This window comes from Luteimonas marina (genome assembly GCF_007859325.1).
GTDB lineage: Bacteria > Pseudomonadota > Gammaproteobacteria > Xanthomonadales > Xanthomonadaceae > Luteimonas > Luteimonas marina.
In genome coordinates this window covers 502291-524511 of the sequence record NZ_VOHK01000002.1, presented here as the reverse complement: position 1 = coordinate 524511, position 22221 = coordinate 502291, and the positions used below count along the sequence as shown (strand labels likewise).

Sequence of the window (22221 nt, the reverse complement as noted above, 5' to 3'; positions counted from 1 at the left end):
TCAGCCCGCCGCGAGCCGGCGCGACATCCAGTCGCCGAGGTCGCGGATCTCCTCGGCGCAGACCGAATGCGGCATCGGGTAGCGGTGGAACTCGACCTCGAAGCCGTGCTGCCGCATCCACGCCGCGCTCTGTTCGCCGGCGGCGAACGGCACCACCGGGTCCTGGGTGCCGTGACCCATGAACAGCGGCTGCGACTTCGCCGCCTCGACCAGCGCCGCGCCCGCACTGCCCGCGGCCGGAACATAGGTGGACAGGCCGACCAGTCCGGCCAGCGGTTCGCGGCGGCGCAGCCCGGCCGCGAGGGTGATCGCGCCACCCTGCGAGAAGCCGGCCAGGAAGATGCGCGAGGCCGGGATGCCGCGCGCGATTTCGCGCTCGATCAGCGCGCCGACCTGCGCGACCGATTCCATGACGCCCTGCTCGTCGGCGCGATTGGCCAGGTCGAAGTCGCGGATGTCGTACCAGGCGCGCATGCGCATGCCGTTGTTGATCGTCACCCCGCGCACCGGCGCATGTGGGAACACGAAGCGCATCGCCGGCCAGTCGCGGCGCACCAGCTCCGGCAGGATCGGCACGAAGTCGTTGCCGTCGGCGCCGAGGCCGTGCAGCCAGAGCACGCTCCACTGCGGATCGGCGCCGGTGTCGCGCTCGATCGTTTCCAGCAAGGTTGCCGCGCCTTCCGCCATGTGGGGTTGCCCTTCCGGTCTCGGGTGCCGCGCACTATATCGTGCCGGGCGACGGCTTCGTGGGTGCGACGGGCCTGCTGTCATTTCGACCGAAGGGAGACATCCCGCCGCGTGCGGTCCGGTGCGGGGATTTCTCCCTTCGGTCGAAATGACAGCCATCGTCATCCCCGCGAAGGCGGGGATCCAGCGTCGTTGCGTAGAGCCAAATGGATCCCCGCTTTCGCGGGGATGACGATCTCTTCAATGTCGCGCCTGAAGGCGCTCCTGCATGTCCGCTGCTGCAGGCGCGTCTTCGGGTGCGACCAGGCGGGTCCACGCCGCGCGCACCGCGGCGCGCGCCGACGCCAGCGCGTCGTCGTCGGGCACGATCCTCGGGCGGCGGTCGAGCGTGCAGTCGAGTCCGGTGGCGACCAGCCGCGCGTGCGCGGCGCGCAGCGCGTCGGCGGTGTCCGCGTCGAGCGCGCCGGCCTGCGCCAGCGCGTCGACCAGCAGCGGCGTCGCCCGCGGCGACAGCAGCGCCGGATGCGCGGCGGCGTCGCGCAGCACGATGTACTGCAGCAGGAACTCGAGGTCGACGAGGCCGCCGTCACCCTGCTTGAGGTCGAACTGCCCCTCGCCGCCGCGATCGAGTTCGGCGCGCATGCGCGCGCGCATCGACACCACGTCCTCGCGCAGCTTCGCCTGCGCGCGCGCGCGGCCGAGGGTGTCGTCGCGGATGCGTTCGAAGGCTTCGCGCAGGGGCGCGTCGCCGGCGACGAAGCGCGCGCGCACCAGCGCCTGGTGCTCCCAGGTCCAGGCGCGTTCGCGCTGGTAGTCGCCGTAGCTGGCGATGGTCGAGACCAGCAGGCCCTGGCCGCCGTCCGGGCGCAGGCGCACGTCGATGTCGTAGAGGCGGCCGCCGCCGGTGACCGCACCGAGCAGGGCGACGATCTTCTGCGCCAGCCGCGCGAACCAGCGCGGGGCGTCGAGCGGCCGCACGCTGCCCGCCTGCGCGGGCGCGGGCGCGGACTGCGCCTCGGCCGGCGCGTCGTACAGGAACACCAGGTCGAGGTCGGAGCCGAAGCCGAGTTCCTCGCCGCCGAGGCTGCCGTAGCCGAGCACCGCGAAGCCCGAGCCCGCGATCACGCCGTGCGCCGATTCCAGCTCGCGCCGCGCCAGCGCCAGCACCGTGTCCACCACCGCGTCGGCCAGCCACGCCAGCTGCCGCGTGCTGTCCTGCGCCGGCTGGCGCCGGTCGAGCGTGGCCAGGGCGATGCGGAAGCTGAGCTGCTGGCGGATCTCGTTGAGGGCGAACAGCGCGGCCTCGGTATCGAGGTCGCGCACCGCGCGGCAGGCCTGCGCGAACAGTTCCCGGCGCGGCAGCGGGCCGTCGGCGCGCGCGTCGAGCAGCTCGTCGAGCAGCAGCGGGTGCGCGGCCAGCCGCTCGGCGAGCAGCGCGCTGCGCGTGACCACGTCGACCAGCCGCGCCAGCGCCGGCGGATGTTCGTCGAGCAGGGCGAGATAGCTGGCGCGGCGCAGGATGTTGTGCAGCAGCGCCAGCAGCCGGCGGATCGCCTGCAGCGGCTGCGACGCCGGCGCGGTCGCCTGCAGCAGCACCGGCATCACCCGGTCCAGGCGCGCGCGGGTGGCGTCGGACAGCTCGCGCACGCTCGGCGAACGCGCGAAGTCGCGCAGCGCGGCGTCCACGCCGGCGGCATCGCCGAAACCGGCCTGCGCCAGCGCCGCGGCGTCGCTGCCCTCGGGCAGCGCGCGCCAGTAGGCCGCGATGTCGTCGGCGACGGCCGGCTGCTGCTCGCGCTGCGACAGCAGTGCGTCGAACTCGCGCGAGACGCGGGTGCGGTGGCGTTCGACGATGGCGATGAACGCCTCCCAGTCGTCGTGTCCGAGCCCGCGCGCGATGCGCTCGCGGTCGACGGGCGCATCCGGCAGCGCATGCGTCTGCGCGTCGCGCAGCATCTGCAGCCGGTTCTCCAGCCGCCGCAGGAAGCGGTAATCCCCGGTCAATGCCTCCGCGGCCTCGGCGCTGACCTGTCCGGCCTCGCACAGGGCGCGCAGCGCCGGCAGCAGGCGCGGCTCGCGCAGCGCCGGCTCGCGGCCGCCGCGGATCAGCTGCAGCGCCTGGGCGAGGAATTCGATCTCGCGGATGCCGCCGGGCCCGCGCTTGATGTCGTCGGCCAGCTCCTTGCGCGCGACTTCGGCGGAGATCATCGCCTTCATCTCGCGCAGGCCGTCGAGCGCGCCGAAATCGAGGTAGCGCCGGTACACGAACGGGCGCAGCGCGGCGAGGAAGCGTCGGCCTGCGTCGATGTCGCCGGCGACCGGCCGCGCCTTCTGCCAGGCGTAGCGCTCCCAGTCGCGGCCCTCGCGCTGGAAGTAGACCTCCAGCGCCGCGAAGCTCAGCGCGACGCGGCCGGCGTTGCCGAACGGGCGCAGGCGCAGGTCGACGCGGTGGCAGAAGCCATCGACGGTGACCTCGTCGAGCAGCTTCGCCAGCTGCTGGCCGAGCCGGGCGAAGTAGTCCTCGGCCGCGAGCGGGCGCGCCCCGTCGCTTTCGCCCGCGGATTCGTAGGCGTAGACGAGGTCGATGTCGGAGCTGAAGTTGAGTTCGCCGCCGCCGAGCTTGCCCATGCCGAACACGACCAGACGCACGGCGTTGCCGTCGGCGTCATGGACGCTACCGTGGCGCCGGGCGAAGTCGCGCTCCAGCGCGTCGAGCGCGACCGTCAGGCACTGCTCCGCAAGCCACGTGGTGCCGGCGAGGGTGGCGTCGACGTCATCGAGGCCGAGCACGTCGCGCCACACCAGCCGCGCGGATTCCGCGGTGCGGAAGCGGCGCAGCAGGCGCGGCCAATCATCGCGGCTGTCGGGATCAAGTGCGGGCGGCGGCAGGGGCCCGGCGCCTTCGTCGGCGGTGAGCCGCGCGAGCAGGTCCGGCTGCCTGGCCAGCACGTCGATGGCGAAGTCGCTGGCGATGGCGACGCGGTGCAGACGGTCGCGCAGCGGGGCGTCGTCGGCGAGACCGGGGAAGCGGGCGAGCGCGCGCTCGGCGATGGCGTCGGATTCGTGGGCTGCGGGCATGGGGCGGATTGTGGCATCGCCGCGGGCGAGGCTTTGCGGTGGGGGCAAACGCGCAGCCATCGGCGGACCGGAGCACACGCTCCCTTCCACGCAATCCCGGAAAAAACCCGTAAAAAAGCCCGCTTGCAGTTGCCTGCCAGCGGGCTTTGCTCCCTCCCCCACGTCGGGTGCGGGGGCATCGTGAACGATTCGTTACCCCGGGTGCACGCTGCAGCGCAAAACGATACCGGCGGGTTCACTAAGCCGCGCCGGCCGGGGCCTGCACCGGGCCGCGGATGCAAACGATTTCATGACGGCCGCGGCCCGCGGCGCAGGTCGCGCAGGATCTCGCGCGCGGCGTTGCGCCCGGGCAGGCCGGTGACGCCGCCGCCCGGATGCGTGCCGGAGCCGCACAGGTACAGGCCCGGCAGCGCGCCGCGGTAGTCGCCCTGCCCCAGCAGCGGGCGCGCGCTGAACATCTGGTCGAGGCCGAGCGCGCCGTGGAAGATGTCGCCGCCGACCAGGCCGAACTCGCGTTCGAGGTCCAGCGGCGACAGCGCGCGGTAGCCGAGCACGCTGCGCCTGAAGTTCGGCGCACAGGCGTCGACGGTGTCGATCATCAGCTTCGCCACGGTGTCGCGGTGCGCGTCCCAGCCGCCGTCCACCTCGGGATGCACGTGCTGGCAGAACAGGCTGGCGACGTGCTGGCCGGGCGGCGCCAGGGTGTCGTCGAGCGTGGACGAGATCACCAGTTCGACGATCGGCGCGCGCGCCCAGCCGGGGTTGTGCGCCTTCGACTTCGCGTCGAAGTAGGCGGTCTCGAAATACCGCAGCGACGGGCCGACCAGGATGCCGCTCTGGTGGTGCGGCTGCAGCTGCGCACCGGGCGCGGCGGTGAAGTCGGGCAGCTCCGACAGCGCCACGTTCATGCGGAACGTGCCCGAGCCGCAGCGGTAGCGGGCGATGCGCTGCGCGGTGTCGTCGTCGAGGTGCTCGCGCGCGACCAGTTTCGTGTACAGCAGCTTCGGGTTGAGGTTGGAGACCACGGTCTTCGCGCGCAGCTCGCGGCCGTCGGCCAGCGCCACGCCGACCGCGCGGCCGTTGTCCACCAGCACGCGCTCGACCGCGGCGCCGCTGTGCACCTGCACGCCGCGCGCCGCGCATTCGGCCGCGATCGCCTGCGTGATCGCGCCCATGCCGCCGATCGCATGACCCCAGACGCCGGTCTTGCCGTTGACCTCGCCGAACACGTGGTGCAGCAGCACGTAGGCGCTGCCGGGCGTGTACGGGCTGGCGAAGTTGCCGACCACCGAGTCCCAGCCGAGCGCGGCCTTGAGCGGTTCGGATTCGAACCAGTGGTCGAGCAGTTCGCCGGCGGACTTGGTGAACAGGTCGAGCAGGTCGCGACGGCCACGCAGGTCGAGGCGCTTGAGCCGCTTCGCCACGTCGTACGAGGCCAGCCAGTCGGCCAGCGACAGCCGGTCGCCGAGGTTGGGCGGCGTGCGCTGCATCAGCTCGCGCAGCACGATGACGACGCGGGCGAGCATGGCGTTGTAGTCCGCGAGCCGCTCGAGGTCGCGCGGCGACCACTGCTGCAGCGAAGCGGCGGTGTGCTCGCCGCCGAGCCGGAACGCGCGCCCGTCCGGCAGCGGCAGGAAATTCGCGTAGGGCCGTTCGACCACGCGCAGGCCGTGTTCGGCCAGGCGCAGGTCGGCGATCACCTTCGGATTGAGCAGGCTGACGGTGTAGCTGGCGGTGGAGTTGCGGAAGCCGGGATGGAACTCCTCGGTGACCGCGGCGCCGCCGAGCACGCCGCGGCGCTCGAGCACCGTCACCTTCAGCCCGGCGCCGGCGAGGTAGGCGGCGCAGACGAGGCCGTTGTGGCCGCCGCCGATGATCAGGACGTCTTGGTTGTCGCGCATGGTGGTTCGATGGATGGGCGGTCGGTTGTTCCGGGTCGTCTGCATTGCCCCCGGAAGCTGTCATCCCGAGTGCAGCGAGGGATCTCGTTCAGCGCAACCGGAGGCAAGATCCCTCCCCCGGATCAAGTCCGGGGTCGGGATGACAGGTTGCGGGGTGACGGACTGCGGGACGACAGTCTGGAAGAGGGAGCGGGCAGGTTCAACCGGACCGCGCACGGGCCAGCAGGCGTTCGACCGCATCGGCGAGCCGCGACGCGGCGTCGGGGCGGCCGAGCGCTGCGGCGGCACGCGCGGCATCCGGCAGCCGCGTCGGCGATTCGAACGCCTCGCGCAGCACCTCCGCCAGCGATTCGGGCGTGAGCCCGGCTTCGTCCAGGTGCCAGCCCACGCCGGCCTGCGCCAGCGTCTGCGCGTTGCGGCGCTGCTCCTCGCGCGAGCCGCCGTGCGGCAGCGGCACGAAGATCGCGGGGCGGCCGATGGTCAGCAGGTCGGCGGCGGTGGTGGCGCCGGCGCGAGTGACGACCAGGTGCGCCTCGCGCAGGCGATCGCCCATGTCGTCGAAGAACGGGCGCACGCTGGCGTCGATGCCGGCGCCGCGCAGCTGCGCGACCAGCGCGTCGGCATCCTCGCCCCGGTACTGCAGCGACAGCTGCAGGCGATGGCGCAGCGCTTCGGGCAGCAGCGCCAGCGCCGGCGGCACCACGCGCCCGAACACCGCCGCGCTCTGGCTGCCGCCGACGACCAGCAGCCGCAGCGGGCCCTGCGTGTCGAACGGCGGGTAGTCGCCGCGTGCGTCGAGGATGGCGCGGCGCACCGGGTTGCCGGTTTCGACGATCTTCGCCGCGTCGAAGCCGTCCGCGCCCGCGACCGCCGGGAACGAGGTCGCCAGCGCGTCGGCGAAGCGCAGCAGCCGCGCATTGGCCTTGCTCAGCCGCGTCGCCTGCTCGTGCAGCAGCAGCGGCAGGCCGAGGCTCTTGGCCGCCAGCGCCGGGGCGAAGCTGGGATAGCCGCCGAAGCCGACCATCAGCGCGGCGCCGCGCTGCTTGAGGTCGCGGCGCGAGGACAGCACCGCGCGCAGGATGGTCAGCGCGGCCTGCGCCTTCTTCGCGATGCCGCCTTCGAGCGAACTGGCCGGCAGCACCACGTGCTCGATCCCGGCCAGCGCCTGCGCGTACTGCGCGCCGCGACGCTCGGTGTGGATCACCACACCGAAGCCGCGCGCCATCAGCTCGCGCGCCAGCGCCTCGGCGGGAAACAGGTGGCCGCCGGTGCCGCCGGCGGCGAGGGCGATGGTGGGGCGGGCGGCGGCAGGCGGCATGGGTGCGGGGGATTCGAAAACGGCGAAGCACTATAGAGCGTCGTCGCCGTGGCCGCAGCGGCGACGGACGCGCGCGCCGCCTTGTTCCCGCGGACCGGCGCTTCGCGCCCGCGTCGTCGTTCCTGCCGTCGTTCCTGCCGTCGTCCCTGTCATTTCGACCGCAGGGAGAAATCTGCTGTCCGGCTGCGGGAACAAGATTTCTCCCTGCGGTCGAAATGACAGGATTCTTCCGCGCAGGAACGATGGCGTTGCTTTTGGCGTGCACTGAGGCCCATCGCGCCTGGGCGAATCCAGGATGCAAAGACGCTGGGTCCCCGCCTTCGCGGGGATGACGGCTTTTGGGATCCTTGTGAACTCCGGCGATACGTTTCCGGTGCAACGTTGGCGCGAACGCGGGCGATGTCCGCGCGATGCGGCCACGATGACCGGCGCCCCATGACTTTCGTCATGGGGTCGCCCGCGCACGGTCTGTACCATATTCACGCCGGGCGCATCGCCACGTGTCAGCCAACCGCCCGCTCGCGCGTTTCCCTTCCCTCTTCCCCGACCGTCCGCCGCGACCGGTCGCTTCGCCTGCCCCACGGATCCCCGGATGAACCTCAAAGGCCTCGCCAAACCCGCCCTGATCGTCGCCGCCGTGCTCGTCGCGGGCCTGCTGCTGTGGCGCGGCTTCGGCGGCGGCGAGGATGCGGCGGCGCCGGGCGGGCGCGGCGGCTGGGGTCAGGACGGCGAACGCCCGCCAACGCCGGTGCGCGTGGCCGTCGCCGCGCGCGAGCCGCTCGCCGTCCAGGTCAAGGCGCTGGGCACGGTGACGCCGCTGCAGTCGGTGACCGTGCGCCCGCGCGTGGACGGCGAGCTGCTGCGCGTGGTGTTCGAGGAAGGCCAGCAGGTGCAGGCCGGGCAGCTGCTGGCGGAAATCGACCCCGCCCCGTTCCGCATCCAGCTGGCGCAGGCGCAGGGCCAGCAGAAGCAGAACCTGGCCGAACTGGAGAACGCGCGCATCCAGCTCAGGCGCTACCAGGACCTGTCGCAGGGTTCTTACGTGTCCGCGCAGGACGTGGCCAACCTGCAGGCGCAGGTGCGCCAGCTCGAAGGCCGCCGTGAGATCGACCAGGCCGCCGTCGACGAGGCCAAGCTGCAGCTGCAGTACACGCGCATCGTCGCGCCGGTGGGCGGCCGCGTCGGCCTGCGCGCGGTGGACGCCGGCAACCTCGTCAGCAGCAGCGACGCCGACGGCATCGCCACCATCGCGCAGACGCGCCCGATCAGCGTGCTGTTCTCGGTGCCCGAGAACGTGCTGGGTTCGGTCGTCGACGCGGTGCGCCGCAACCCGGGCCTGCCGGTGCAGGCCTGGGACCGCGAGGAGCGCCAGGTGCTGGCCAGCGGCAAGCTGTCGAGCGTGGACAACCGCATCGACACCGAAACCGGCACGCTGAAGCTGCGCGCGCTGTTCGACAACGGCGACGACGCCCTCTTTCCCAACCAGTTCGTCAACGCCCGCCTGCAGCTGGGCAACGACGAGACCCTGGTGATCCCCGACGCCGCGGTGCAGTTCGGCAGCCAGGGCACCTACGTGTACGTGGTCAACGACGACGACACCGCCGGCGTACGCCCGGTGGTGCTCGGCGGCAGCAACGACGGCCGCATCGCCGTGCTCGAAGGCCTGGAGGCCGGCACGCGCGTGGTGCTCGAGGGCATCGACCGCCTGCGCGAGGGTGCGAAGGTGGAGATCGTCGACGCCGACGCCACGCCCGACGCCGATGGAGAGACCACGCCCGACGCCGGCCCCGCGGCATGAACCTCTCGCGCCCGTTCATCCTGCGCCCGGTGGCGACCACGCTGCTGATGCTGGCGCTGCTGCTGTCGGGCCTGTTCGCCTACCGCCTGCTGCCGGTCGCGGCGCTGCCGCAGGTCGACTACCCGATCATCCAGGTGCTCACGCTCTACCCCGGCGCCAGCCCGTCGGTGACCACCAGCGCGGTGACCGCGCCGCTCGAACGCCGGCTCGGGCAGATCCCCGGCCTCAACCAGATGTCGTCGACCAGCTCCGGCGGCGCCTCGGTGATCACCCTGCAGTTCGCGCTGGAAGTCGACCTGGGCGTGGCCGAGCAGGAAGTGCAGGCCGCGATCAACTCCGCCTCCAGCTTCCTCCCGAACGACCTGCCGATGCCGCCGGTGTACCGCAAGGTCAACCCGGCCGACACGCCGATCATCACCCTCGCCATCACGTCGAAAACGATGGCGCTGCCCGCGGTCTACGACCTGGTCGACACGCGCATGGCGCAGCGGCTGTCGCAGCTGCCGGGCGTGGGCCTGGTGAGCCTGGCCGGCGGCCAGCGGCCGGCGGTGCGCATCCAGGTCAACCCGTCGGCGCTGGCCTCGGCCGGCGTCGGCATGGACGACATCCGCTCCGCGATTTCCGCGGCCAACGTCAACATGCCCAAGGGCAGCTTCGACGGCCCAACCCGCGCGATCATGCTCGACGCCAACGACCAGATGCGTTCGGCGCAGGAATACCGCCAGCTCGTGGTCAGCTGGCGCGACGGCGCGCCGCTGCGGCTGGGCGACGTGGCCACGGTCGAACAGGGCGCCGAGAACCGCCAGCTCGCGGCGTGGTCGGGCGAGGTGCCGGCGATCCTGGTCAACATCCAGCGCCAGCCCGGCGCCAACGTGATCGAGGTGGTCGACGGCATCCAGGCGCTGCTGCCGCAGCTGCGCGCGGCGATGCCGACCGCGGTCGAGGTGACCGTGCTCAGCGACCGCACCGAATCGATCCGCGCCTCGATCAAGGGCGTGCAGCACGAGCTGCTGCTGGCCATCGGCCTGGTCGTGCTGGTGACCTTCGTGTTCCTGCGCACGATCCCGGCGACGATCATCCCCAGCCTCGCCGTGCCGCTGTCGCTGGTGGCGACCTTCGGCTTCATGCTGCTGGCCGGGTTCTCGCTCAACAACCTCACCCTCATGGCGCTGACCATCGCCACCGGCTTCGTGGTCGACGACGCGATCGTGATGCTGGAGAACGTCGCGCGCCACCTGGAGGAAGGCAAGTCGAAGCTGCAGGCCGCGCTCGACGGCGCGAAGCAGATCGGCTTCACCCTGATCTCGCTGACCGTCTCGCTGATCGCGGTGCTGATCCCGCTGCTGTTCATGGGCGACGTGGTCGGCCGCCTGTTCCACGAGTTCGCGATCACGCTGGCGGTGGCGATCGCGATCTCGCTGGTGGTGTCGCTCACGCTCACGCCGATGCTGTGCGCGCGATTTCTCAGGGCCGGCCGCGACCACGGCATCGCCGAAGGCGACGAGGCCCGCGCCGCCGGCGCCGAAGGCGACATGTTCGACCGCATCATCGCCGGCTACAATCGCGCGCTGCACTGGACGCTGGCGCGGCAGCCGCTGATGCTCGGCATCACCGTGGCCACGCTGGCGCTCACCGTCGCACTGTACGCCGCGGTGCCCAAGGGCTTCTTTCCCTCGCAGGACGCGGGCCTGATCCAGGGCATCAGCGAGGCGCCGGCCTCGATCTCGTTCCAGGCGATGGCGCAGCGGCAGCAGGCGCTGGCGAGCGCGATCCTCGAGGACGAAAACGTGGCCTCGCTGTCCTCGTTCATCGGCGTCGACGGCAGCAACCCCACGCTCAACACCGGCCGCTTCCTGATCGAGCTCAAGCCGCACGCCGAGCGCGACGCCGGCGCGCACGCCATCATCGACCGGCTGCAGCGGCGCGCGAACGACGTGCCCGGCATCGCGCTGTACCTGCAGCCGGTGCAGGAGCTGAGCATCGAGGACCGCGTCAGCCGCGGCCAGTACCAGTTCGCGCTGACCAGCCCGGATTCGGCCGCGCTGGCGACCTGGACGCCGCGCATGATCGAGCACCTGCGCGACGCAGGCGCGCTGGCCGACGTTTCCGGCGACCTGCAGGACGACGGCCTGCAGGCCTTCGTCGACATCGACCGCGACGCCGCCGCGCGCCTGGGCATCCAGGCCTCCGACATCGCCGACGCGCTCTACGACGCCTTCGGCCAGCGCCAGATCTCGACCATCTTCACCCAGGCCAACCAGTACCGCGTGGTGCTGGAGGCGGACGCGCAGTTCCAGCTGGGGCCGGACGCGATCGAGCGCATCTACGTCGCCACCGCCGACGGCGGGCAGACGCCGCTGTCGGGCATCGCCCGCGTCAGCACGCGCACCGCGCCGCTGCTGGTCAGCCACATCGGCCAGTTCCCGGCGGCGACGGTGTCGTTCAACCTCGCGCCGGGCGCGTCGCTGGGCGAGGCGGTGGCGCAGGTCGAGGCCGCGCGCGAGGCGATCGGCCTGCCGGCCTCGGTCGAACTGCGCCTGCAGGGCGCGGCGCAGGCCTTCCGCAATTCGCTGTCGAGCACGCTGTGGCTGATCCTGGCCGCGGTGCTGGTGATGTACATCGTGCTGGGCGTGCTCTACGAGAGCTTCATCCACCCGGTGACGATCCTTTCCACCCTGCCCTCGGCCACCGTCGGCGCGTTCGCCGCGCTGCTGCTGAGCGGGCGCAGCCTCGACCTGATCGCGGTGATCGGCATCATCCTGCTGATCGGGCTGGTGAAGAAGAACGGCATCATGATGGTCGACTTCGCGCTCGAGGCCGAGCGCGAGCAGGGGCTGGCGCCGCAGCAGGCGATCCACCGCGCGGCGCTGCTGCGCTTCCGCCCGATCCTGATGACCACGCTGGCCGCGCTGTTCGCGGCGATCCCGATGATGCTGGCCAGCGGCTCGGGCGCGGAGCTGCGCCAGCCGCTGGGGCTGGTGATGGTCGGCGGACTGCTGGTGAGCCAGGTGCTGACGCTGTTCACCACGCCGGTGATCTACCTGTTCTTCGATCGCTTGACGCGCCCGAAGGCGCAGGCGACCAGCGCGGACGGCGAAGCGGTTGCCGGCTGATGGACGCGAAGGGACAAACCACACACGCTCTTCCCTTCCCCCGCTTGCGGGGGAAGAGCCTGCCCCGAGCCTGCCGAGGGGTGCCGAAGGCGGATGGGGGCGCGCCGCAGGCGCGCAAAAGCGCCCCCATCCGGCGCTTCGCGCCGACTTCCCCCGCAGGCGGGGGAAGTGAGTACGGGGCTCGCTGATGGACACCCAACGCGTCAACCTCTCGCGGATCTTCATCGAGCGCCCGGTCGCCACGATCCTGCTCGCGGTCGCGGTGGTGCTCGCCGGCCTGCTCGCCTACCGCATGCTGCCGGTGGCGCCACTGCCGCAGATCGACTATCCGGCGATCCAGGTCAGCGCAAGCCTGCCCGGCGCCAGCCCCGAGTCGATGGCCGCAACCGTGGCCACGCCGCTCGAGCGCGCGCTCGGCACCATTCCCGGCATCACCCGGATCAGCTCCAACAGCAGCCAGGGCTCGACCCGCATCGACCTGCAGTTCTCGCTCGACCGCAACGTCGACGAGGCCGCGCGCGAGGTGCAGGCGGCGATCAACGCCGCGCGCGCACAGCTGCCCTCGGGCATGCCGGGCATGCCGCAGTACCGCAAGATCAATCCCTCGCAGGCGCCGATCCTGGCGCTGGCGCTGAGTTCGTCGACGATGACGCCGGGGCAGGTCTACGACGTCGCCTCGACCATCATCGCGCAGAAGATCGCGCAGATCCCGGGCGTCGGCCAGGTCGAGGCCGGCGGCGCCTCGCTGCCGGCGGTGCGCGTGTCGCTCAATCCCAACGCGCTCAACCAGTACGGCATCGCGCTGGACGAGGTGGCCGGCGCGATCCGCAACGCCAACGCCCTGCGCCCGCTCGGCCACGTCGTGCGCGACGACCGGCAGTGGCAGGTCGAGGCCAGCCTGCAGCTGCGCACCGCGGACGAATACCGCGACCTGGTCGTGGCCTGGCGCAACGATCGCGCGGTGCACCTGCGCGACGTGGCCGAGGTCAACGAAGGCACCGAGAACCGCTACGCCGCCGGCTTCCACAACGACCGCAACGCGGTGCTGCTGGTGGTCAGCCGCCAGCCCGGCGCCAACATCATCCGCACCGTCGACGCGATCCACGCGCAGATGGACACGCTGCAGGCGCTGCTGCCGGCCGGCGTCGACATGAAGCTGGTGATGGACCGCTCGCCGGTGATCCGCGCCACCATGAACGAGGCCGAGACCACCCTGCTGCTCGCGGTGGCGCTGGTGGTGCTGGTGGTGCTGGCCTTCCTGGGCAGCTGGCGCGCGGCGCTGGTGCCCACGCTCGCCATCCCGGTGTCGCTGTTCGGCGCGTTGGCGATCATCTGGCTGCTCGGCTTCTCGCTCAACACCATGTCGCTGATGGCGCTGATCGTGGCCGCGGTGCTGGTGGTGGACGACGCGATCGTGGTGCTGGAGAACATCTCGCGCCACATCGACGCCGGCCTCTCGCCCTGGAACGCGGCGATGCGCGGCGCGGGCGAGGTCGGCACCACCCTGCTGTCGATGAACATCGCCCTGGGCGTGGTGTTCGTCTCGATCCTGTTCCTCGACGATTTCGTCGAGCGCCTGTTCCGCGAGTTCTCGCTCACGCTGGTCGCGGCGATGACGGTCTCGCTGCTGGTCTCGCTGAGCCTGACCCCGACGCTGTGCGCGCGCCTGCTCGGCGGCCACCGCCGCACCGCGGACGTGCCGAAGTGGCAGCGCCTGGGCACCCACGTCTCCGACAAGCTGCGCGGCCTGTACCTGCGCACGCTCGCCGGCACGCTCCGGCACACCACGCTGGCGCTGCTGATCCTGCTGGGCGCGATCGTGTTCAACGCCTTCCTGTTCGCCAAGGTGCCCAAGGGCACCGTGCCCGAACAGGACACCGGCCAGCTGCGCGGCTTCGCCCGCGGCGACGACGGCCTCTCGTTCCAGGTGATGCAGCCCAAGATCCAGGCCTACCGCGAACTGCTGACGGCCGACCCCGCGATCGCCGACATCTCCGGCTACATCGGCGGCGGCACCGGCGTGAACAACGCCTTCATCATGATCCAGATGAAGCCGCTGTCCGAACGCGGCGCGTCCAGCCGCGAAGTGATCGACCGGCTGCGCGAGAACATGCCCAAGGTGCCCGGCGGCGTCATGTGGCTTTGGGTCGACCAGGACATCCGCATCGGCGGGGGCGGCGGCAGCGGCGAAGGCAACTACGATCTGCAGCTGTTGGCGGGCGACATCGAACCGCTGCGCGAGTGGACGCCGCGCATCCGCGACGCCATCGAGGCGCTGCCGCAGCTGGTGGACGTGGACTCGGGCGGCGACGAGGGCATGCGCCAGGTCGCGCTGGAGATCGACCGGACCACCGCCGCCCAGCTCGGCGTGGACATGCGCACCGTCGCCACCGTACTCAACAACTCCTTCAGCCAGCGCCAGGTCGCCACGCTCTACGACAGCCTCAACCAGTACCGCGTGGTGATGGAGCTCGACCCGCGCTATACGCAGACGCCGGACACGCTCGACCAGGTGTTCGCGATCGGCGGCGACGGCCGGCGCGTGCCGCTGTCGGCCTTCGCCCGCTGGGACTACGGCATGGCGCCCGACCGCATCCAGCATCGCGAGCAGTTCGTGTCCACGCGCATCAGCTTCGCGCTCGCGCCCGGCGTCACCCTCGGCGAGGCGGTGGATGCGATCGACCAGGCGATGGCGAAGATCATGCTGCCCAGCGAAGTCCAGGCCAAGCTCGGCGAGGAAGCCGGCAGCCTGCAGGAGATGAAGGATCGCCAGGTGTGGATGATCCTCGGCGCGGTGCTGGCGGTGTACCTCGTGCTCGGTGTGCTGTACGAGAGCTACGTGCAGCCGCTGGCGATCCTGTCGATCCTGCCCTCGGCCGGCATCGGCGCGCTGCTGGCGCTGCTGCTGTTCGACAACGCGCTCGACCTGATCTCGCTGCTGGGCCTGTTCCTGCTGGTGGGCGTGGTGATGAAGAACACGATCCTGATGGTCGACTTCGCGCTGGCCGCGCAGCGCGAGCACGGCCTGTCGCCGGACGCGGCGATCCTCGAAGCGGCGAAGCTGCGCTTCCGCCCGATCCTGATGACCTCGCTGGCCGCGCTGCTGGGCATGCTGCCGCTGGTGCTCTCGACCGGCGAGGGCTGGGAGATGCGGCGGCCGCTGGGCCTGGCGATCGTCGGCGGCCTGCTGGTGAGCCAGTGGCTGACGCTGTACACCACGCCGGCGGCGTTCCTGGTGCTGGCGCGGGTGCGGGCGAGGTTTGCGCGTGCGCCGGAGACTGCGGCACAGGGCGTGTCCTGACGGAGATTTCTCCCTTCGGTCGAAATGACAATCGGACTGTCATTTCGACCGAAGGGAGAAATCTCCTTCACGGCTCCGCGAAAAACGCCAGCTTGCGCCCCTTCGGCAACCGCTTGAGCGCCCACTCCGCGCGCGACGCCGAAGCCCGGTCCGGATACGCGCGACTGGCAAGCAGCCGCAGCGGCGCCCGCCCGCGCGTATAGCGCGCGCCCTTGCCCGCCGCGTGCGCGCGCAGGCGTGCGTCGAGGTCGTTGCTGATTCCCGCATACCAGCTGCCGTCGCCGCATTCGAGCAGGTACAGCCACCAGCCGCCCGTGGCCGCAGGCGCATCCTCGCGGTCGATCCCCTCCGCCATCAGCGCAGCAGGTGCGGCCGGCCGTCGTACCACTCGCGCGCCTTGCGCAGATGCAGCTTGCGCTCGCCGCCCTGCAGTTCCACGCCGACGCCGAGCACGCCCCACTTCGCGTACAGGTCGCCACTGCGGTCGCGGCCCTGCAGCTTCATCCGCGCGTCGAGCTGGAAGCGCTCGTTCTCGGCGCGCATGCGGTCGAGCACCAGGGTGTCGCCGCGCCACTCCCAGCGGCCGTCGAGGCGCACTTCGCCTGCGTCGACCACCTTGCCGATCCAGGCGGGATAGTCGGCGCGGTCGGCGAACATCGCCAGCAGGAAGTCCACGTCCTTCATCCGCGCGCGCAGCTTGCCGCCCGCCGAGGACGGCTGCTTCCACGCGACGTGGCCGCCGTCGAGGTCGAGCGTGGCCCACCAGCCGGTGCGCGAGGTGCCGCGGTCGGTGAATGCGAGGTTGCGCGCCGACACGCGGGTGCCGCCGAGTTCGAAGTTGCCGCGTTCGAGGCTGCCGCGGCGCAGGCGGCCGTCGATGGCGACATCGCCGCGCAGGTCGATGCCGGCGACCGCCAGCCGCGCATTGCGGCCATCGACGCGCAGCGTGCCTTCGCCGACGTCGCCCTCGCCGTCCACGCGCAGATCGCCGGTCAGCGTGCCGCTGCCGCCGCCGAAGCGCAGCTTGTCGTTGGGCAGGTAGGGATTGAATACGGCGAGGTCGGGGATGCGCGCGCGGTTGAAGCGGATCCGCGCCTGCGAGGTTTCGCGCATGCGGTCCAGGCGGGCGTCGGAGACGAGGTCGACGCGCAGGTCGTTGCCTTCGACGTACGGCCTCGACGGCGCACTGCCCGGCGCCACGCCGAAGCGCTGCATCGCCAGGTTGACGCGCGAGCGCGCCTGCCCGTCTTCGCCCGCCTCGATCACCGCATCGGCCTGCGCGCGTCCGCTGAAGCGGTTGCCGAGCACGTCGGCATGCGCCTCGACGTCGCGCGCCTGCAGCCGGGAGCCCTCGACCAGCCTGCCGCCGGCCAGTCTGAGATCGGCCTCGACCGTGCCGCTGCCCTCCAGCGCCAGCCAGTCCGCCTGCGCGAACAGCCTGACCAGCGCACCGATCGACGGCACCTGCCAGCGGCCGCTCGCGGTTCCGGTCGCCTGCACCAGGCGCTGGCGCCAGTCCTGCAGCGGCAGCGCGCGGCCGGGCAACTGCAGGTCGAGGTCGAACGACATGTGCTCCGGTCGTTCCGGCACCTGCGCACGCAGATGCATGCCCTCGGCGACGTCCAGCGACAGCTCGAGTGCGTTGCTGCTTTCGACGCCCGCCGGATCGATCGCGTGCAGCGGCGCGTGCACGCGCAAGGTCCCGCCCTGCGCCAGCTCGCCTCCGCTCAAGGCCAGCGTGCCGGTGATCCGTCCCTCGCCGGGCACCGCGTCGAAGCGATAGCGTCCAGTCTCGTCCAGCGTCGAGCGCAGCACGACCGTCTTGCCGTCGATCTCGAGCGTCGCGCTGAACAGTGGCAGCTTCGCCAGGCCCGGATATTCGGCCGACAGGTGCCGGGCCAGCGCGAAGGTCGCGTCCACGCGCATGTCGCGCAGCCAGTCCTCGCCGTCGCGCGAGGCGGTGGTGTCGAGAAAATGCGCTTCCGACGCAAACAACTCCGCCGGTCCGCCGCGGAACTGCTTGCTGAAACCGACCTCGGCCCGGCCCTTGCCGGCGATCTTCCAGCCGAACACCTCGCCGCCGGCGATGCTGTCGCTGGCGATGCGGTCCATGCGCAGGGTCCAGCCGCCGGGGCGGGATTCGGGAGGCGGCAGTTCGGTCGGCGCACGCGCGACGCTGCCGGTCACGGACGTCGCATCGACGCGCGGCACCCGGATCTCCCGGCGCAGCAGCGGCCACAGCGCGATGCGCCCGCTCGCGCGCTGTGCCTGCACCGACCACAGCGTGCGGCGCACGTGGCCCTGCATGCGCACCTCGCGCAGCGTGACCACACCCGGCCACAGGGTGTGCCCACCGCTCCATGCCATGCGGAACTTCTCGGGCTTGCGGTTGGTGAGCTCGCGCGCGAGCTCCGAGTGCAGGAATGCGTTGCCGGCGAGCAGGTACAGCAGGTATGCGACGAGCAGCGCGATGCCGGCGCGGAACGTCCAGCGGCGGATGCGGGAGGGGGAAGCGGCCATGCGCGGAGCATGCACGAAGGCATCGGCGCGGGCGAGGGGCGGCGTCGCGTGCAAACACGCCGGATTGGGCGCCGGCGGCATCACCGGAAACCGCTCCGGTTTGCACCCCACGAACCCGGATGCTAGCGTCGCCGCGGCTCAACGGGTCGCAAGAAGTGTCCGGCGAAGACATCACACAGTTGCTCGCGCAGGCGCGCGATGGCGATTCTGCAGGCATGGACGCGGTGTTCGAAGCGCTGTATCCGGAGCTGCGGCGCCTGGCCAACTCGCGCATATCGGGCCGCGAATCCACGCTCACGCCCACCGTCCTCGTGCACGAGCTGTTCCTGCGCATCAGCCAGGGCGCGCCGCTGTCGGTGGTCGACCGCCAGCACTTCTTCGCCGCCTCGGCACGGGCGATGCGCTGGATCCTGGTCGAGCACGCGCGCCAGCGCGCCACCGACAAGCGCGGCGGCGGCCAGGCGATGGTCGAGCTCGACGACCGCATCCCCGACGCGCCGCCGGCGATGACCAGCGCGCTGCTGCTCGACCAGGGGCTGGAGGCGCTGGAGGCGATCAGCCCGCAGCGGCGCAGGATCGTCGAACTGCGCTGGTTCGCCGGCATGGAGTTCGCGGAGATCGCGGGGCTGCTCGAATGCTCCGAGCGCACCGTGTACCGCGAATGGGAGCGCGCCCGCGCCTTCCTGCAGGCGATGCTCGACGAGGACGGCGATGGATCCTGAGGAACTCGCGCACTGGCAGGCGGCCGACGCCGCCTTCGACCAGTGGCTGGACCTGCCTTGCGACGAACGCGAGCCGTGGCTGGCGGCACGAACGCTGCCCGAACCGGTGCGACGCCGGCTCGACCAGCTGATCGCGGCACACCAGCGGCCGCGCGCCTCGCTTGACCCGGCCGGCGGCAATCTCGCCGGCTGCCGCCTCGGCGACTGGACCCTGGAGGCCGAGCTGGGCCGCGGCGGCATGGCGGTGGTCTACCGCGCCTGGCGCGAACAGGGCATGGCGCGCCAGCAGGCGGCGGTCAAGATCCTGACCCTGGGCGCGCTCGGCGCCGCCGGGCACGAGCGGTTCCGGCGCGAGGCCGCGATCCTGGCGCGCCTGAACCACCCCAACGTCACCGCGCTGATCGACTCGGGCGTGGCCGACGACGGTACCTGCTGGCTGGCGATGCCGCTGGTCGACGGCGAGCGCATCGACCGCTGGTGCGAGACGAACTCGCCGGACGCGCGCGCGATCGTCCGGCTGTCCCTGCAGGTCTGCGATGCGGCGGCCTATGCGCACCGCAACCTGGTGATCCACCGCGACCTCAAGCCCTCGAACGTGCTGGTCGACGGCAATGGGCACGTGCACCTGCTCGACTTCGGCATCGGCCAGTACGTCGACGACCCCGGCGAACCCACGAAGACGATGTGGCGCGCGCTGACCCCGGGCTACGCCGCCCCCGAGCAGCTGCGCGGAGCGCCGCCGAGCACCGCCATCGACGTCTACGGCCTGGGCGCGCTGCTGCATCGGCTGCTGACCGGGCGCACGCCGCAGACGGCGACCGAAGGCACCGACACCACCCGCCCCTCGCTGCTGGTGCGCAACGCCGACGACGCCTACCACCGCCACTACGTCCCCCTGAAGAACGACCTCGACCGGGTGCTGCTCAAGGCCCTGTCCGAGGAGCCCGAACGCCGCTACCCCACCGCCGAAGCGCTGGCCGACGACCTGCGCCGCTGGCTCGACGGCCGGCCGGTGCTGGCGGAGAAGCCGACGCCGGGCTACCGGATGCGCAAGTTCATGGCGCGCAACAAGGCCGGCGTCGCCGCGGCGGCGCTGCTGGCGGTGACCTTGGCTGCCGGCATCGGCGCCACCCTGTGGCAGGCGGGCCTGGCGCGGCAGCAGGCCGAACTGGCCGGACAACAGGCCGAGCTGGCCCGGCAGGAGACGGACAAGGCGCGGATGCGGGCGCACCGCGCGGAGGAGGTCCGCGACTTCCTCGGCAGCATGTTCATCACCGTCCGCGCCGACGATGGCGGAAGCGCCCGCGTCGTCGACGTGATCGACGCCGCCGCCGAGGGCGCGCGCGGAAACTACATGCAGGCCAGGAAACCCGAACCGCTGACCGCCGCCGACATCCTGCTGTTGACCGGCACCGTGCGCTACAACCTCGGCGACCACGACCGCTCCCTGGCCGACCTGGAAGACGCGCTGGCGCTGCTGGCGCCGCACCGCGAGCAGGCCGCCGGCGAGCTGTCGCGCGCCCACTGGGAGCTCTCGCGCCACGCCAAGCGCCGCGGCAAGCTCGATGAGATGCTGGCCCACGCCCGCGAGGCGGTCGAACTCAACGAGCTCTGGGACGCCACCCCGAACGAGCGTGCACGCGCGCGGATCACGCTGGGCGAGGCACTGCTGTACTCCGACCGGCAGGAAGCCGAGCACGTGTTCCGGTCGTTGATCGCCGAGATCGAAGCGAGCGACCTCAAGGACACCGTTCGCCACATCAATGCGCTCAACGGCCTGTCGATCGCGCTCTCGGGACCGGAGCACGACCCGCGCCTGCGCCTGCCCATCCAGGAGGAGCGGCTGCGGATCGCACGGCTGATCTACCACGCCGACGGCGGCGGCCTGGCCCACACCCTGAGCGACGTCACCCACACCTTCCGCGACCTCGGGATGCTCGATCGCGCCGAGACCCTGGCGCGCGAGGCGGTGGAGGTGGCGGACCGCACGCTGCAGAGCCCCGTCATGTTCCAGGGCATGACCCGCTGCAACCTCGGGCTGGTGCTGCTGCAGCAGGGTCGCCACGCCGATGCGCTGGAGGTCCTGCAGCGGAGCAACGAGCTGTTGCGCGAATCCGGCGACAACCAGGTGTCGCGCGAACGCTGCTCGACCGGCCTGGCGTACGCCGCCGCAGTCCATGCGCGCCACGCGCAGGCGATCGCCGCGCTTGCGCGCAGCGACGAATTGCTGGCGACCAACGACAGGCGCGACCACCCCGACGCGGTCAAGGTCTGCGGACTGAAGGCCTCGGTGGAACTGCGCGGCAGAGACGCCGCGGCCGCCGGGCGCACCCTGGCCGCCTGCGCTCCGGCGGACGAGACCGACGCGCCGGCCGCCTACCTGCAGGCGCGCGCCGAATCGCTGGCGGCCGCCGGCGAGCACGCCGCGGCGAGCGCGCTCCTGGACACCCTGCGCGGCAGGCTCCCTCCTGCGGACAGCCAGCGCGAGTGGATGCGGCCGTGGATGCTGTCACTGCTGCTAGCCCACCGCATGGGCGACGCGGCGGGCGCAGCCGCGCTGGTTGGCGAGCTGGGGGACTTCGCGGGCACGGCGCCGCTGTCGCACTGCCTCGCCAGCCTTGGCGAAACGCAGTGCATGGCCCTGCCGTAGGCGGGACGGGCAGCCGAGAGGGGCTTTGCCCCCGGTCGGCCGGTCCGGCGACCCCGCCGCTGTTGCACTGCCCGGCGACTTCGGGCGAAAGCACCTGGCTCGCCCTTCCGCAGGGCCGGCCCTGATCCGGCAACAACAACGCGGCGTGCGGCCATGGCATGGAAAGCCGGATGCGCCGAACCGGACCGCCCTGCCCCACGCGCGCGGTGGCTGTCAGTTCCCGTCGCCGGATCGCGTGGATGATCCGCCCGGCGCCTGCGGACGGCCCGGCTCCCGTTGCAGTCCGCCGAGGTCCGATCCGATGCCTTCCTCCCCTTCCTTCCCGGCGGCCGCGCGCGCGGCCGGCTCCATCTTCCTGCTGGTCCTGCTCGCCGCCTGCGGCGATCGCACGCCCGCCGGAACGGCGCAGGCGCAAGCGCTGCTGGCCGACCCGCTCGAGGCCAGCTACCGCCAGTTCACCGAATCGGCGGCCGACACCAGCTGCAGCGAGGCGCCGGTGCTGGCCATGGCGCTGGACGGCTGGCTCCAGGCGGTGGAGGCGGCCGGCCTGCAGTCGCGATTCGCCGCGGAAACCGCCGAGGCGCGGCGGCGCGCGGCGGACATCCGGGTCCGCTGCGCCGACGCCATCGCGACGCTGGAGGCGGCCACCGCAGCAGGCGCCGCAAACCGCCCCGAACGCAATCGCGCGAAGGGCTCCAAGGACAGGTCGGCGAAGGCGCCACGGCCCGACATCACGCCGGACCTGCTCGACGCCTACGCCCGCGGAATCGAGGAAGAGATCGCGCTGATGCGCGCCAACGGCACCCACTTCGTGTCGCTGTCCAGGTACGACGAGCAGGGCCTGCAGGTGGCGGCAGTGGCCGGCCTGCCGCTGCCCGAGTACACCGATCTGCGGCAGGCCATGCACAAGGTGCTCCACGAACAGATGATGCACGACCGCTACGCAGGCGCCGCCGGCCAGGCGCGGCTGTCCCGGCTGGAGCCGCACAAGCGCAAGTACGCCGAGGAGGTGCTGGCGCGCGATCCCTTCGCCTCGCTCTCGCCCACCGAACGGGGTGCGGTGCGGGCACGGCTGGACGCGCTGCAGGCCGGCTACGACCGCTACCTGCGCCTCGCCGCCGTCGGCGACTGAC

12 protein-coding genes are annotated in these 22221 nt (G+C 71.9%); 6 read left to right on the top strand and 6 right to left on the bottom strand.

Annotated features, from left to right (window positions below; genetic code table 11):
* From FQY83_RS06340 to FQY83_RS06325, 4 genes are all read right to left on the bottom strand, one after another.
* On the bottom strand, positions 1-687 hold the full coding sequence (locus FQY83_RS06340) for an alpha/beta hydrolase (protein WP_146386174.1): 687 nt from the start codon (positions 685-687) through the stop codon (positions 1-3).
* 240 nt (positions 688-927) lie between these two features.
* Positions 928-3765, bottom strand: a complete 2838-nt coding sequence (gene glnE / locus FQY83_RS06335; protein ID WP_146386172.1) for a bifunctional [glutamate--ammonia ligase]-adenylyl-L-tyrosine phosphorylase/[glutamate--ammonia-ligase] adenylyltransferase — start codon at positions 3763-3765, stop codon at positions 928-930.
* A 287-nt stretch (positions 3766-4052) separates the two neighbouring features.
* The gene (locus FQY83_RS06330; RefSeq protein WP_146386170.1) at positions 4053-5666 is read right to left on the bottom strand and encodes a phytoene desaturase family protein; all 1614 of its coding nucleotides are present in this window, start codon (positions 5664-5666) and stop codon (positions 4053-4055) included.
* Positions 5667-5865: 199 nt separating this feature from the next.
* Positions 5866-6984 (bottom strand): UDP-N-acetylglucosamine--N-acetylmuramyl-(pentapeptide) pyrophosphoryl-undecaprenol N-acetylglucosamine transferase, encoded by a 1119-nt coding sequence (locus FQY83_RS06325; protein WP_146386167.1) that lies wholly within the window; start codon positions 6982-6984, stop codon positions 5866-5868.
* Between the two features lie 592 nt (positions 6985-7576).
* Here FQY83_RS06325 and FQY83_RS06320 point away from each other — a divergent pair.
* The 3 genes from FQY83_RS06320 to FQY83_RS06310 all read left to right on the top strand — a co-directional run bounded on the left by FQY83_RS06320 (position 7577) and on the right by FQY83_RS06310 (position 15196).
* A complete protein-coding gene (locus FQY83_RS06320; RefSeq protein WP_146386165.1) occupies positions 7577-8782 on the top strand; it encodes an MdtA/MuxA family multidrug efflux RND transporter periplasmic adaptor subunit in 1206 nt (401 codons plus the stop codon).
* Positions 8779-11895, top strand: coding sequence for a multidrug efflux RND transporter permease subunit (locus FQY83_RS06315; protein WP_146386163.1), 3117 nt, complete (start codon positions 8779-8781; stop codon positions 11893-11895). The genes FQY83_RS06320 and FQY83_RS06315 overlap by 4 nt, the downstream gene beginning before the upstream one ends.
* A 187-nt stretch (positions 11896-12082) precedes the next feature.
* Complete coding sequence (locus FQY83_RS06310; RefSeq protein ID WP_146386161.1) at positions 12083-15196, top strand: efflux RND transporter permease subunit; 3114 nt, start codon at positions 12083-12085, stop codon at positions 15194-15196.
* 67 nt (positions 15197-15263) lie between these two features.
* On the opposite strand, the gene FQY83_RS06305 is transcribed toward FQY83_RS06310, so the two are convergent.
* Together FQY83_RS06305 and FQY83_RS06300 are read right to left on the bottom strand one after the other, a co-directional pair.
* The gene (locus FQY83_RS06305; RefSeq protein ID WP_146386159.1) at positions 15264-15551 is read right to left on the bottom strand and encodes a GIY-YIG nuclease family protein; all 288 of its coding nucleotides are present in this window, start codon (positions 15549-15551) and stop codon (positions 15264-15266) included.
* Positions 15551-17716 carry a translocation/assembly module TamB domain-containing protein gene (locus FQY83_RS06300; protein WP_146386157.1) on the bottom strand — a complete coding sequence of 722 codons (2166 nt, stop codon included), beginning with the start codon at positions 17714-17716 and terminating at the stop codon, positions 15551-15553. Before FQY83_RS06300 ends, FQY83_RS06305 begins: the two co-directional genes overlap by 1 nt.
* 155 nt (positions 17717-17871) lie before the next feature.
* On the opposite strand from FQY83_RS06300, the gene FQY83_RS06295 reads away from it, so the two are divergent.
* From FQY83_RS06295 to FQY83_RS06285, 3 genes are all read left to right on the top strand, one after another.
* Positions 17872-18438, top strand: a complete 567-nt coding sequence (locus FQY83_RS06295) for an ECF-type sigma factor (protein ID WP_146386155.1) — start codon at positions 17872-17874, stop codon at positions 18436-18438.
* Complete coding sequence (locus tag FQY83_RS06290; protein WP_146386153.1) at positions 18428-21088, top strand: serine/threonine-protein kinase; 2661 nt, start codon at positions 18428-18430, stop codon at positions 21086-21088. The genes FQY83_RS06295 and FQY83_RS06290 overlap by 11 nt, the downstream gene beginning before the upstream one ends.
* A 301-nt stretch (positions 21089-21389) precedes the next feature.
* A complete protein-coding gene (locus FQY83_RS06285; protein WP_146386151.1) occupies positions 21390-22220 on the top strand; it encodes a hypothetical protein in 831 nt (276 codons plus the stop codon).
* Position 22221 lies beyond the last annotated feature (1 nt).